Here is a 14054-nt window from a genome sequence, read left to right as displayed (position 1 = left end):
GACTTGGCGTCGGCTTGACTCGCCACGACGGGTTCCCCTCACCTCGCGCCCGCCTCGACTGCCATGGAGGGAGACCAGCCGTGTTCTCCAGAACGTCGTCCGGCCGGGGCGGGAACGGCCTGTCGGTGCTCTACCTGGGCCTGGCCGTCTTCGCGGTGTACGCGGGCACCACGATGACCGAGGTCACCCTGCCCGCGCTCCGGGACGAACTGCCCGCCTCCCCCGGCCAGCTGCGCTGGGTCTCGGGCGTCTACGTCCTGGCCTCCGCCTGCCTGTTGCTCAGCGCGGGCACCCTCGGGGACATCCTGGGCCGCAAACGGGTCTTCCTCGTGGGCCTCGCCGGCTTCGGCGCCACCTCCGCCTGGTGCGCCGCCGCCCCCTCGATCGAGATGCTGCTCGTCGCACGGGCCGCCCAGGGCGTGTTCGGCTCCGTACTGATCCCGGTCTCCCTCGCCCTGATCGCGGCCCTCTTCCCCGACCCGGCCGTACGCGCCCGCGCCATCGGCCTGGGCGCGGGCTTCTGCGGACTCGCCCTCGGGATGGGGCCGGTGCTCGGCGGCCTCGTGGTGGACGCCTGGGGGTGGCGCGCCGTCCACTGGCTGAACGTGCCGATGGCGGTGGTCGCCCTGGCCGGCCTGCGCCGCTCCCTCCCGGACGGCGAGCCGCGCCGCGCCCGCCGTCTCGACGTGACCGGTCAGCTGCTCTTCGTCGTGGCCGCCGCCGCCCTGGTCTTCGCCCTCGCCGAGGGCAACGCGCAGGGCTGGACCTCGACGCCGGTGGCCGTGGCGTTCGCGCTGGCCGCCGTGGCACTGCCGGGCTTCCTCCGGTGGGAGCTGCGGGCCGCGGAGCCCATGCTGCCCCTGGGGCTCTTCCGCAACCCGGTGGTCGTCTCCGCCTGCACGGTCAACCTGCTGAGCCTCTTCGGCCTGTACGCCGCCATGTCGCTGGTGGCCCAGCGCATGCACGAGCTGACGGGCCTGACCGCCTCGCAGATCGCGGTGCGGTTCCTGGTCCTCAACGGGGCGATCGCGGTGGCCTCCGTGGTGGTGGCGCTCCTGGTCGTACGGACCGGGCCGCGCCTCCCGGTCGTCCTCGGGACCCTCTGCTCGGGAGTCGCGCTGCTGGGCCTGGCCCGGATGGGCCCCGCGGAGGAGGCCGGCGCCTACGGGTGGCCGCTCGCCCTCCTCGGCACCGGCGTCTCGCTGGCAGCGGCGCCCGCCACGGTCGCCCTCCTCGGAGCCGTACCGGTGACCTGGGCGGGCACCGCCTCGGGGGTGTCCAACACCTTCCGCCAGCTGGGCAGCGTCCTCGGCGTGGCCGCCTCCGGGGCGACGGTGTCCGCCCGGGGTCTCGTCCCCGGCACCGCCTCGGCGCTGTACCCGGCCGCGGTCCTGGTGCTGGCGGCGGGCCTGCTCGCCCTGGTGCTGCTGCGCCGGCGCGGCGGGGCGGAGACCGCCGCGCCGCACCCCGTGGAGACAGCCCCACCGCGCCCCGCGAAACCGCTCGCCGGGAAACCGACCGGAGCCGAGCGGACCACCGGAAAGCCGACCGGAGGCGGGCGGACCGCCGGGGAGAAGAGCGGTGTCTGACCGCCGGCGCTGGCGCCGGCGCCGCCTCCGGCTCCCCGCCGTCAGGCCACGGCGGGGCGGTGCGGGGTTCCCCGCTGCTGCGGGATCCTGTCGGTCATGTCGTGCTGGAGGATCGCCTGCATCCGCAGCCGCACCGTGGGCGTCGGGTCCAGGCCGAGCTCGCCGCGCAGCGCGGTCCGCAACTGCCGGTAGACGTCGAGCGCCTCGGCCGGGCGGCCGGAGCGGTACAGCGCCACCATCAGCTGCTCCGAGAGGCGTTCGTGCAGCGGGTACAGCATGGTGAGCCGCCGCAGCTCCGCGACGGTGCCGGCGTGGCGGCCGCCGTGGTGTTCGAGCTCGATCTTGTCCTCCAGGGCGAGGAGCCGCTCCTCGTCGAGGCGGGCGGCGGCGCTGCCGCACATCACCCCGCCCCCGATGCCTTCCAGCGCGGAGCCCCGCCACAGCCCCAGCGCCTGTTCGAGAAGGGCGGAGGCCCGGGTCGGATCCCTGGTCGTCTCGCGTTGCGCCTCGGCCCGCAAGGACTCGAACTCGCGGAAGTCGACCGCGTGCTCATCGAGCCAGAGACTGTATCCGGACTGTTCGGAGACCAATCGCCCGCGGGCGAAGCCGGGGCCGCACCAGGCGTCCAGGGACCGCCGTAAGCGGGTGACGACGGCCTGGAGGGCGTTGTCGGCCTGAGCGGGCGGTTCGTCGCCCCATATCTCCGCGATGAGCTGGTCCTTGGAGACGGAGGCCCCCTCGCCGAGCAGCAGCAGGACCAGGAGGACGCGCTGGCGTCCGCCTCTGATGTTCGCCGGCCGACCTTGCACCCGGACCTCCAGGGGTCCGAGCAGGTTGAAGCGCACCACGATTGCCACCCTTCTGGGGAAGTCGACCGACCGTAGCGAGTGTGCGACCGTCGGCAAGGGCGAGTAAAAAACCGACGGACCGGTTTGTCAAGAATCGAACACGAGTCGAACGGAGGTCCGGATGGCTGTAATCGATCGGCGTGCGCGGGGCACGGGCCGGGCGGGCCGCAGCGAACGCGTCGGCGCCCCGGATCCCGCCCCCGGATCCCGTCCCGGGCATCTTGGCCTGAACCAGTGGCCTTGCCGGCGCGGCTCCGGTGTGCCGGAGCGGCGGCCCCACGAGACCGGCGCGGGCGGCGGGGAGGCCCGGCGGCACGAGGCCGGGTCCGGTGCGGCGGGCCGCCCGGGGGCCGCGCACCGGAAAGGGGCCGCCCCGAGCCGAACGGCGCGGGACGGCCCCTGTCCTCCTGGGAGGGCTACGAGCCCCCGAGGGCTACTTGACGACCGTGATGCGGCCGAGCGCCGGAGCCTTGAGCGGCTGGGCCGCCGAGGAGTTGGCGGTCAGGTAGGCGATGAAGATGTCGAGGTCCGAGGCACCGACCAGCTTGTTCGCACCGGTGGCCAGGACCGGGAAGCCGTCGCCGCCGCCCGTGAGGAACTCGTTCATCGCGACCCGGTAGCTCTTCGACGGGTCGATCGGCGCGCCGTTCAGCCGCACCGAGTCGACCACGATCCGGTCGGCGCCCGCCTTCGTCATGTCCAGCGTGTACGAGAAGTTCTTCGACACCTGGAGGATCTTCGGGGCCGCCAGATTGACACCGCTGACCTGCTGCTGGAGCGCGGTGACGAGCTGGGCGCCGGTCAGGTCGACCGTCGTCATCATGTTGGTGAAGGGCTGGACGGTGTACGCCTCGCCGTAGGTCACCACGCCGTCGTCGCCCTTGGTCAGCGGCGCGCGGACACCGCCCGGGTTCATCAGCGCGAGCTGGGCGCCACCCTTGTCCGCCGGGGAGAGACCCGCCAGCTGCGCGTCGGCGATCATGTTGCCCATCGGCTTCTCGATCACGCCGTCGGGGTTGTCGACGTTCTCACCGATGTAGCCGACGGGGCGGTCCGCGATCGGCGCGGCCAGGGCCTTCCAGCGGTTGATCAGAGTGGTGATCTTGCCGTACGCGTCCACGTCACGGGTGACGACGTGGTTGGCGGAGGAGACCGCGGTGCGGACGATGTCCTTCGTGCGCCGGTCGTAGGTGAGCGTCGTGTCGGTGTAGAGCCGGCCGAAGGAGGCCGCCGACGTCACCGTGCGCGGCTTGCCCGCGGGGTCCGGGATCGTGCACGCGTACGCCTGGTGGGTGTGACCGGTGACCAGGGCGTCGACCTGCGGGGTGACGTTCTTGGCGATGTCGACGATCGGACCGGAGATGCCGGCGCCGGCGCCCGGGGTGTCGCAGTCGTAGTTGTACGCGCCCGAGGCGGGCAGGCCGCCCTCGTGGAGCAGCGCGACGATCGACTTCACGCCCTTGCGCTCCAGCACCTTGGCGTACTTGTTGATCGCCTCGACCTCGTCGCCGAACTTCAGGCCCTTGACGCCCTCGGCGGAGACGATGTTCCCGGTGCCTTCGAGCGTGACGCCGATGAAACCGATCCGGACGCCGTCCTTCTCCCAGATGAAGTACGGGTCGAGCAGCGGCCGGCCGCTCTTCTCGTCCGTCACGTTGGCCGTGAGGTACGGGAACTTCGCGCCCTTGAAGCGCTTGCCCTTCTCGTAGCAGCCCTCGGTCGGGTGACAGCCGCCGTTCTGTATGCGGCTCAGCTCGCGGGCGCCCTCGTCGAACTCGTGGTTGCCCACCGAGCTGACGTCGAGCTTCATCGCGTTCAGCGCCTCGATGGTCGGCTCGTCGTGGAACAGCCCGGAGAGCAGCGGCGAGGCTCCGATCATGTCGCCCGCGGCGGCCGTGATGGAGTAACGGTTCCCCTGGCGCGCCTGCGCCAGGTGGGTGGCCAGGTACTCGGCACCGCCGACGCCCTTGATCTCCTCGGTGGTGCCGTCCTCCTTCACGCGCTTGAGGTTGCCCGAGGAACCGGTCGGCGGCTCCAGGTGCCCGTGGAGGTCGTTGAAGGACAGCAGCTGCACGTCGACCATGCGCCCCCAGCCGTGGCCGTGGCCGCCGTGACGCCCGTCCCCGCGGTCCTGACCGGCACCGGCCGGCATCGCCGCGACGAGCGCCCCGACCGTCGCCAGCCCCGCACCGGCGGCCAGAATCCGCCGCCCCGCCTTGCTCTTCCTGCGGTTCACAGCCATCTCTCCCGTGGTCCCCTTTTCCCCTTGCCCCGATTCGCGGCTTTGATCGTTCCCGCGTCTGCGCACGCAGCCTAGAGTCAACGCGCGTAGCGCAACAGGGGGGTGAGGGCGATCGATTCCCTTTCGCGACCTCCCCGCGCGTACCCGGCCGTGCCACGTGACCACGGCATTGCGTTCGCCCGGCGTACGCGTGACCTTGCCGTTCGCCGTTCGTTCATCCGTACGGGAATCGCACTCGACGGGCATGGGCGCACGGAAGGACCGGGGGAGGTGACGGCCTGTGGCGCGCAGACAGGACAGGAAGCGGGAGGCGCGATCGCTCGCCGCCCCCTTCACGGTGGCCGCCCCCGCCGGGGCCCGGATCCGGGACCGGTTGCGTGTGACCGGAGGCGAGGCGGAGGTGGTGCGGCGGGTCGGCGAGCACCTGGGCCGCCTCCAGCGGGCCGATCTCGCGGCGCGCACCGGGATCGGACGCGTGCCGGCCAGGGAGAACGGGCGGGCGGTCCGGAAGCGTCGGCTCACCCCGGTGTCCTCGTCACGGTGGGCTGGGGCGCTGACCCGTGCGTCGGAGAACCAGTACCAGCTGTCCCTGCGCTGCCTGTACGACGAGCGGACGGCTCTGCGCCGGGCGGTCCGTGCCGTCGAGGTGAGGCTCGCGGTGCCGTGCGGGCGGCGCGAGGGCAGGGTCCGGGGATACGCGGACCAGGGCGAACGATGGGCCAAGCAGCGCCGGCTCGCCATGCTCAAGGCCCGCCTCGCTCGGGTCGAGGCCCGGATCGAGTCCGGTCGTCCGGGCATCGTCGTGGGCGGTCGAAGGCTCGCCGGGCTGCGGAACAACCTCAGCGACGCTCGGCTCACGGAGGAGCAGTGGCGGCGACGGTGGGACGCCCGCCGCCTGTTCCTCACCGCCGACGGCGAGTCCGGTGCCCCGTACGGCAACTACACGATCACCGTCGTCCCGGACACCGGCGAGGTGTCGATCGTGCTGCCCGGGCCGCTGCGACACCTCGCGAACGCGCCCCGGGGCCGGTACCGGCTCATGTGCGCGGTCGGCTTCTCGCACCGGCGCGAGGAATGGCTGGACCGGGTGACCGCGAACCGGGCCGTCCGCTACGACATCGTCCACGACCCGGTGCGCGACCGCTGGTACCTCGACGCCTCCTGGGCCACCGACACCGCCCCCCGACCGACCCCGGAGGAGCTGCGGGCCCGGGGCCGGGGCCTCCTCGGTGTCGACCTCAACGCCGACCACCTCGCCGCGTACGTCCTCGACCGGCACGGCAACCCCGTCGGCGCGCCCGTCACCCTGCCGATCGCCACGACCGGGACGACGTCTGGGAGGGACGGACGACTGCGCGCCGCGATCACCCGGCTCATCGCCCTCGCGAGGCAGCACCGCTGCGCGGGGATCGCGATCGAGGACCTCGGCTTCGACGACGCCCGCGCCACCGGCCGCGAGACCATGGGACGCGGCGGGCGCGGGAAGCGGTTTCGCCGCACGGTCGCCGGAATCCCCACCGCCCGCTTCCGGGAACGCCTGCGCGGCATGGCCTTTCACGCCGGGCTCGTGGTGATCGCGGTCGACCCGGCGTACACGAGTGTCTGGGGCGGGAAGTACTGGAGGACCCCGCTCCGGCAGAACAACCCGCGGACCACCGTCACCCGCCATCACGGTGCCGCGGTGGCCATCGCGCGACGCGCCCTCGGGTACCGGGCACGGCGTCGGCCAGGTGTGACCGCCCGCGACCGGAGGATCGCGGCGCGGAGAGCTACCGGCCAGGCCGTACCCGCCCCGAGGGCGCGTGGGACCGCGAGCCCGCCCAGGACGGCGAGCACACCCCCCACGGGTGGCGAGACTCGACCGGGCCGAGGCGACCAGCCCGCGCCGTTCCCCGACCTCGAAGACCGTTCGCGAGGTCACCGGGCCGGCATCCGGCCCGGCCGTGACAGTGCGGCCGACCACGGCCGACCACGCCAGGAGCGGTTACAAGACAGTTGCCTCCGGTCGGCGGAGGGTTCGCCGTAGGCTCGCACCATGACTTCCGACGCGGCGCCCGTCCTCGAACCGGGACGGCAGATCCAGACGTACGACGAGCTCAGCCCCGAGCAGGTCCAGGAGGTCATGGACCTGCTCGCGGCCGCGGACAGCGCCGACGGCGTGCACGCGGTGTCCGAGCAGGGGCGCCTCTACCTGCGCAACGGCCGGCGCGAGGGGGTGCGGCACTTCCTGCTCACCGTCGGCGCCCGCCTCCAGGGCTACGCCCAGCTGGAGGAGACCGACCCGGTCGAGGCCCCCGCCGCGGAGCTCGTCATCCACCCCGACCAGCGCGGCCGCGGCCACGGCCGTGCCCTCGGCAGCGCCCTCCTCGCCGCCTCCGGGAAGCGGCTGCGGGTCTGGGCGCACGGCGGCAAGCCGTCCGCCCGCCACCTCGCCCAGGTCCTGGGCCTCACGCTCTTCCGCGAACTGCGCCAGCTGCGCCGGTCCCTGACGCCCCTGGACATCCCCGATCCGGTCCTCCCCGAGGGGATCACCATCCGCACCTTCGTGCCCGGCCGGGACGACGCGGCCTGGCTCGCGGTCAACGCCGCCGCCTTCGCCCACCATCCGGAGCAGGGCTCGCTGACCCAGCGCGACCTGGACGACCGGATCGCGGAGCCGTGGTTCGACCCGAAGGGCTTCTTCCTCGCGGAGGACGCCGAGGGGCGACTCGTCGGCTTCCACTGGACGAAGACCCACGCCGAGGAGCGGCTCGGCGAGGTGTACGTGGTCGGGATCCTGCCCCAGGCGCAGGGCGGCGGCCTCGGCAAGGCGCTGACCGCGACGGGCCTGCGGCACCTGGCGGCGCAGGGGCTGCCGACGGCGATGCTGTATGTCGACGCCGACAACTCGGCGGCGGTGCGGGTCTACGAGGGGCTGGGTTTCCGGACCCACGAGGTGGACCTGATGTACCGCTCGGAGTCGTAGCGGCCGCAACACGCGTCACGGAGGGGGCGGTTGACACCGCCCCCTTCTTTGCACCACCCTTTCACTACTTGATTAGTGAAAGGGTGGTGGAAGGACATGGTCGAGTACCGCATCGACCGGCGCAGCGGTGTCGCCACCTACCTCCAGATCGTCCAGCAGACGAAACAGGCCCTCCGGATGGGCCTCCTGGAGCCCGGCGACCGACTGCCCACCGCACGCGAGGTCGTCGAAGCGACGGCCATCAACCCGAACACGGTCCTCAAGGCCTACCGCGAGCTCGAACGCGAGGGCCTCGTCGAGGCCCGGCGCGGCCTCGGCACCTTCGTCCGCGCCACGCTCGGCACCACCGCCCCCGCCGACTCCCCCCTCCGGGGCGAGCTCGACGCCTGGGCCCGCCGGGCACGCGCGGAGGGAATGGACCGCGAGGACATGGCGGCGCTCTTCACCGCCGTACTGACACAGCACTACGAGGGGGACGACGAGAAGTGACCGCGAACGTGGTCCTGGGAGCAGAGCTCCTGGGCAAGAAGTACGGCGGGCGGAGGGGCGGTTGGGCCCTCCGGGAGTGCGACTTCGCCCTCCCCGCCGGCCGGGTCTGCGCCCTCGTCGGGCCCAACGGCGCCGGCAAGTCCACCCTCCTCGCCCTCGCCGCCGGCCTGCTGCGCCCCACTGAGGGCACGCTCACCGCCCCGGACCGCGAGGACCTCGCCTACGTCGCCCAGGCGAAGCCGCTCCACCCCCGGCTCACCGTCGCCGACACCCTCCGCATGGGCCGCGAGCTCAACCCCGGCCGCTGGGACGACGCCGCAGCGCTCCGCGTCGTCGAGGGCGGCGGCTTCTCCTCCGACACCCTCGTCCAGCACCTCTCGGGCGGCCAGCGCACCCGCGTCGCCCTCGCGCTCGCCCTCGGCAAGCGCGCCGGACTCCTGCTCCTGGACGAGCCGATGGCCGACCTCGACCCGCTCGCCCGCCACCAGCTCATGGGCCTGCTCATGTCCGACGCGGCCGAGCGCGGCACCACGGTCGTCATGTCCTCGCACATCCTCACCGAGCTGGAGGGCGCCTGCGACCACCTGATGCTGCTCTCCGGCGGGCGCGTCCGCCTCGACGGCGCCGTCGAGGACCTGCTCGCCGCGCACACCCTGCTGCGGGGGCCGGTCGCCGACCTCGCCCCGCACACGGTGGTCGACACCCGCACGACGGGCCGTCAGCTCACCGCGCTGGTACGCCACGCGGGCCCGGTCGAGGGCCCCTGGGAGGCCTCGGAGCCGTCCCTGGAGGAGCTCCTCCTCGCCCACCTCCGCAACCCCGAAGGAGCCGCCGCATGAGCACCCTCGCCCTGAAAGGCTCCACCTGGGTGACCGTCCGCCAGTACCGGCGGACGCTGTGGCTGGCGGCGGCGGCGGCCGTCGGCGCCCTCGCCGTGATCGGCGTGCTGCGGATCTGGGACGCGCAGTACCCGGACGTGCGCACGGAGGACGGCTTCCTGCAACTGGACCCGTTCAACAGCGGGAACCCCTGGCTGCGCGGCGCGATGCTCTCCTTCTCCGAGGGCGTCCTGGGGATCCCGTTCCTCGTCGCGCTCTTCGTCGCCGGGCCGATGGTGGCGCGCGAGTTCGAGTCGGGGACGTACCAGCTCTCGCTCACCCAGTCGGTGAGCCCTGTCTCCTGGCTCCGCTCCAAGCTGACCGTCGCCACCGCCACCACCCTCGGCGCGGTCCTGGTCCTGACCGGCGCGTACGCGCTCGGCTGGGCACGGGTCGGGGACTCGTACAGCCTGCTGCGGACGGACGCCGGACCGTACCTGGCCCTCGGCACCGTCCTCGTCTCCTACACGCTCCTCGCCGTCGCCGTCGGCGCACTCGCCGGACTGCTGATCCACCGCACCCTGGTCGCCATGTCCGCCGCCGGCCTCTTCGTCGGCGTCACCCTGCTCGCCCTCCACGCCTACCGCTGGGACTTCCTGACACCGGTCACGATGACCGGTGAGGCGGTGGAGGGCGCTTCGACCCTGATGGCCCCCGAGGGTGCTCTGATCCTGGATCAGGGGCTCATCATGGCCGACGGACGGCGCGAGGCGGGCTGGTTCTGCGGCGACTCCGACGGCGTCTGCCGTGTCGACGAGCCCGTCACCGCCCAGTACCTCGACTACCACCCCGTCTCCCACGTCCTGCCCACCCAGCTCTTCGAGACCGGCATCGTCCTCGCGATCGCCGCCCTCGCGGCCCTCGCCGCCTTCCGGGTGCTCCGCGCCCGCCACCCGTAGCGCCGAGGCACCCGCAGGCAGCCGGCACCCGCGGGAATCCGGCACCCGTGGGCGATCCCTCACCCGGACGGGCGAAAATGGGGGGCGGGGCCCGATACAGGCCCCGCCCCCGATTCCCGCACGACATGTCGTCGTCACCCGCCATTCAGACGCGCTTGCGACGCTCACGCAATGAAGCGATCCGTGACCACACCCGGCGGGGTGATCTCCCCGGGAAGACTTCCCAAAGGGAGACTGCCCTCCCCCACGGCCCGCTCCGACGCGCCCGAGGACCCCTCCGCGCGGAAGAATGGCCCCATGAGCCAGCAGCCCGCCGAGGTCCCGGTCCAGACCTCCGCCACCGCGTCCCCGCAGCCGTCCCTGGGTTCCATAGCGGCCCACCGCCCGCGCACCGTGAACGGCGGCGGAGCCGGCGGCGACCTGGAGCCCGACCTCGACTCCGACCTCGACGCGTACGAGGCGTACAGCGAGGACGGCGACGGCACCGACGGCGAACTGCCGCACGGACGCTTCCTCGACCGCGAGCGCAGCTGGCTCGCCTTCAACGAGCGCGTCCTCGAACTCGCCGAGGACCCGACCACCCCCCTCCTCGAACGGGCGAACTTCCTCGCGATCTTCGCCTCGAACCTCGACGAGTTCTTCATGGTCCGCGTCGCCGGCCTCAAGCGCCGCATCGCCACCGGCGTGGCCACCCGCTCCGCCTCCGGCCTCCAGCCCCGCGAGGTCCTCGACCTCATCTGGACCCGCTCGCGCGAGCTCATGGCCCGGCACGCCGCCTGCTACCAGCAGGACGTCGCCCCCGCCCTGGCCGACGAGGGCATCCACCTGATCCGCTGGCCCGAGCTCACGGAGAAGGAGCAGGCGCGGCTCTTCACCCTCTTCCGCCAGCAGATCTTCCCCGTCCTCACCCCGCTCGCCGTGGACCCGGCGCACCCCTTCCCCTACATCTCCGGACTCAGCCTCAACCTCGCCGTGGTCGTGCGGAACCCGGTCAGCGGCCACCGCCACTTCGCCCGCGTCAAGGTGCCGCCGCTGCTCTCCCGCTTCCTGGAGGCGTCCCCGCAGCGGTACGTGCCGCTCGAGGACGTCATCGCGGCGCACCTGGAGGAGCTGTTCCCCGGCATGGAGGTGCTCGCGCACCACATGTTCCGGGTGACCAGGAACGAGGACCTGGAGGTCGAGGAGGACGACGCCGAGAACCTGCTCCAGGCCCTGGAGAAGGAGCTCATGCGGCGCCGCTTCGGCCCGCCGGTCCGCCTGGAGGTCGAGGAGTCCATCGACCCGTACGTGCTCGACCTGCTCGTCCGCGAACTGAAGGTCTCCGACGCCGAGGTCTACCCGCTGCCCGGCCCGCTCGACCTGACCGGCCTCTTCGGGGTCGCCTCGCAGGACCGGCCCGAGCTGAAGTACCCGAAGTTCGTCGCCGGCACCCACCGGGACCTCGCCGAGGTCGAGTCCGCGTCCGCGCCCGACATCTTCGCGGCGCTGCGCGAGCGGGACGTGCTGCTGCACCACCCGTACGACTCCTTCTCCACCTCCGTCCAGGCCTTCCTGGAGCAGGCGGCGGCCGACCCGGACGTCCTGGCGATCAAGCAGACCCTGTACCGGACCTCCGGCGACTCGCCCATAGTCGACGCGCTCATCGACGCCGCCGAGTCGGGCAAGCAGGTCCTGGTCCTCGTCGAGATCAAGGCCCGCTTCGACGAGCAGGCCAACATCAAGTGGGCGCGGAAGCTGGAGGAGGCCGGCTGCCACGTCGTGTACGGCCTCGTCGGCCTCAAGACCCACTGCAAGCTCTCCCTGGTGGTACGCCAGGAGGGCGAACTGCTGCGCCGGTACTCGCACGTCGGCACCGGCAACTACCACCCGAAGACGGCCCGGCTCTACGAGGACCTCGGCCTGCTCACCGCCGACCCGCAGGTCGGCGCGGACCTCTCCGACCTCTTCAACCGGCTCTCCGGCTACTCCCGCCGCGAGACCTACCGGCGCCTGCTGACCGCCCCCAAGTCGCTCCGCGACGGCCTGGTCTCCCGCATCACCAAGGAGATCGCCCACCACCGGGCGGGCCGGCCCGCGTACGTGAAGATCAAGGTCAACTCGATGGTCGACGAGGCCGTCATCGACGCCTGCTACCGGGCCTCCCAGGCCGGCGTCCCGGTCGACATCTGGGTCCGCGGCATCTGCGCGGTGCGGCCCGGCGTCCCCGGCCTCTCGGAGAACATCCGGGTCCGCTCCGTCCTGGGCCGCTTCCTGGAGCACTCGCGGGTCTTCGCCTTCGGCAACGGCGGCGAGCCCGAGGTCTGGCTCGGCAGCGCCGACATGATGCACCGCAACCTGGACCGGCGGATCGAGGCCCTGGTCAGGGTCTCCGACCCCGCCCACCGGGCCGCACTCACCCGGCTCCTGGAGACCGGGATGTCCGACACCACCTCCTCCTGGCACCTCGGCCCGGACGGGAACTGGACGCGCCACGCGACCGACCCCGAGGGCAAGCCGCTGCGGCACGTGCAGGAGATGCTCATCGACGCGCGGAGGCGCCGGCGTGCACAACCTTGACCCCACGCAGTCCGCGCACTCCCTCCAGGACGTGACCGCGGGCGAGGTCCTGGCCCCCTACCTGCACGCCCGGGCCGCGGACTTCCTCCGCGGCCTGCGGCAGCACGGCGAGAGCGGCGCGGACACCTCCGGAGCGGAGGAGGCCGCCGGTACGCTGCGGGCCGCCGCCCGCCGGATCAGCGGCAGCCTGCACACCTTCCGGCCGCTGCTCGACCCGGCCTGGGCCGACCAGCTCCGCACCGAGCTGGCCTGGCTCTCCGGCACCCTCGCCCTGGAGCAGGCGTGCACCTCCCGGCTGGTACGGCTCATGGACGCGCTGAACCGGCTGGCCGGCGGCGCGGGACCGGTGCCCGCCGCCCGCGGCTCCGAGAGCGCCGGACTCACCGTCGGCGCCGCCCGGGCCGGCGCCCTCCTGGAACGCCAGCTCACCCTGGCCAGGACCAGGGCCCACTCGGCCGCCCTCCAGGCCCTGGGCTCCTCCCGCTTCCACGCCCTCGCCGACGCCGTCGCCCTCCTCGCCTCCGAGGTGCCGCTGGGCCCGGCCGGGTCCGCGCCCGCGCCCGAGGTCCTCGACGCCTCCGCGTCGGTCGCCCGCCGCCGCCTCCTCGACGCGGTCGGCATCCTGCCGCTGACCCGCGCCGCGCACCCGTACAACGCGGAGGCGCTGGCCCTCGCCGGCGAGAACCAGGACGCGCCCTGGCACCACACCCGGCTGCTGCTCCGGCTGCACCGGTACGCGAACGAGGTGACGGCCCTCGGCGCCGCACCGGACGCGCCCTTGTTCGAGGCGGCCCGGGCCCTCGACCGGCACCGCGACGCCGCCGAGGCGGCGGCCGCCGCCTCCGCCGCGGCCCGTACCCCCCGTATCGCCCCGGCCACCGCGTACGCCCTCGGCGTCCTCCACGCCGACCAGCGCCACGAGGTCGAAGCCGCCCGCTTCGCCTTCCAGCACGCCTGGCACACGGTCGCCGTCCCGGTCCCATGACCTCCCCCGATCCGAAGCCGATCCTGGCGGCGGGCTGCGTCCTGTGGCGCCGGCCGCCGTCCGGGCACGGCATCGAGATCGCCCTCGTCCACCGGCCGAAGTGGGACGACTGGTCCCATCCGAAGGGCAAGCGCAAGCGCGGCGAGAGCGCGGAGGCGTGCGCGCTGCGCGAGGTCCTGGAGGAGACCGGGCAGCACTGCGAGCTCGGCGCACGGCTCCCCACCGTCCACTACCCGGTCGACGGGCGCCCCAAGAAGGTCGTCTACTGGGCGGCCCGCGCCCTCGGCGGCGCCTTCGTTCCCGGGCACGAGATCGACCGACTGCTGTGGCTGCCGCCCGCCGAGGCCCGCACCCGCCTGACCCGGCCACGCGACCGCGAGCTGCTCGACGCCCTCCTGGCGACGGCGCCCCCGGGACGACGGCCGGACGACGCCTCCTAGCCCCCGGCACCGCCCGGCACAGCGCCCCGGCACCGCCCGGCCGACAGCGCCCCGGCACCCCCCGGCCCAGCGCCCCGCCCGCGCCGGCCGGACCGCACGGACGCGGCGGACCGCACGAACGCGCCGGACCGCACGGACGCGCCGGACCGCACGGGCGCGGCGT

At 73.4% G+C, this 14054-nt stretch carries 11 protein-coding genes; 9 read left to right on the top strand and 2 right to left on the bottom strand.

All coding sequences use genetic code 11. The features are described from left to right. Positions 1-80: 80 nt before the first annotated feature. Complete coding sequence (locus tag ACF1BN_RS26430; RefSeq protein ID WP_392334088.1) at positions 81-1589, top strand: MFS transporter; 1509 nt, start codon at positions 81-83, stop codon at positions 1587-1589. Positions 1590-1630: 41 nt separating this feature from the next. Here ACF1BN_RS26430 and ACF1BN_RS26425 read toward each other — a convergent pair whose 3' ends face one another. Then, the gene (locus ACF1BN_RS26425) at positions 1631-2437 is read right to left on the bottom strand and encodes a BTAD domain-containing putative transcriptional regulator (RefSeq protein WP_392334087.1); all 807 of its coding nucleotides are present in this window, start codon (positions 2435-2437) and stop codon (positions 1631-1633) included. A gap of 433 nt (positions 2438-2870) precedes the next feature. Next, positions 2871-4679, bottom strand: a complete 1809-nt coding sequence (locus ACF1BN_RS26420; RefSeq protein ID WP_392334086.1) for a bifunctional metallophosphatase/5'-nucleotidase — start codon at positions 4677-4679, stop codon at positions 2871-2873. Between the two features lie 280 nt (positions 4680-4959). On the opposite strand from ACF1BN_RS26420, the gene ACF1BN_RS26415 reads away from it, so the two are divergent. From ACF1BN_RS26415 to ACF1BN_RS26380, 8 genes are all read left to right on the top strand, one after another. Beyond that, positions 4960-6705 carry a hypothetical protein gene (locus ACF1BN_RS26415; protein WP_392334085.1) on the top strand — a complete coding sequence of 582 codons (1746 nt, stop codon included), beginning with the start codon at positions 4960-4962 and terminating at the stop codon, positions 6703-6705. A 9-nt stretch (positions 6706-6714) separates the two neighbouring features. After that, complete coding sequence (mshD, locus tag ACF1BN_RS26410) at positions 6715-7644, top strand: mycothiol synthase (RefSeq protein WP_392334084.1); 930 nt, start codon at positions 6715-6717, stop codon at positions 7642-7644. 96 nt (positions 7645-7740) lie between these two features. Further along, a complete protein-coding gene (locus ACF1BN_RS26405) occupies positions 7741-8133 on the top strand; it encodes a GntR family transcriptional regulator (RefSeq protein WP_388867496.1) in 393 nt (130 codons plus the stop codon). Next, positions 8130-8972, top strand: a complete 843-nt coding sequence (locus ACF1BN_RS26400; protein WP_392334083.1) for an ATP-binding cassette domain-containing protein — start codon at positions 8130-8132, stop codon at positions 8970-8972. Before ACF1BN_RS26405 ends, ACF1BN_RS26400 begins: the two co-directional genes overlap by 4 nt. After that, the gene (locus tag ACF1BN_RS26395; RefSeq protein WP_392334082.1) at positions 8969-9910 is read left to right on the top strand and encodes an ABC transporter permease; all 942 of its coding nucleotides are present in this window, start codon (positions 8969-8971) and stop codon (positions 9908-9910) included. The genes ACF1BN_RS26400 and ACF1BN_RS26395 overlap by 4 nt, the downstream gene beginning before the upstream one ends. A gap of 297 nt (positions 9911-10207) precedes the next feature. Next, the gene (locus ACF1BN_RS26390) at positions 10208-12466 is read left to right on the top strand and encodes an RNA degradosome polyphosphate kinase (protein WP_392334081.1); all 2259 of its coding nucleotides are present in this window, start codon (positions 10208-10210) and stop codon (positions 12464-12466) included. Continuing rightward, positions 12453-13451, top strand: coding sequence for a CHAD domain-containing protein (locus tag ACF1BN_RS26385; protein WP_392334080.1), 999 nt, complete (start codon positions 12453-12455; stop codon positions 13449-13451). Before ACF1BN_RS26390 ends, ACF1BN_RS26385 begins: the two co-directional genes overlap by 14 nt. After that, positions 13448-13891 (top strand): NUDIX hydrolase, encoded by a 444-nt coding sequence (locus ACF1BN_RS26380; RefSeq protein ID WP_392334079.1) that lies wholly within the window; start codon positions 13448-13450, stop codon positions 13889-13891. The genes ACF1BN_RS26385 and ACF1BN_RS26380 overlap by 4 nt, the downstream gene beginning before the upstream one ends. Positions 13892-14054: the final 163 nt, after the last annotated feature.

The organism is Streptomyces sp. NPDC014861 (assembly GCF_043081625.1).
Classification (GTDB): domain Bacteria; phylum Actinomycetota; class Actinomycetes; order Streptomycetales; family Streptomycetaceae; genus Streptomyces.
The sequence above is the reverse complement of the archived record's forward strand: the minus strand, read 5'-3'. Positions and strand labels throughout refer to the sequence as shown.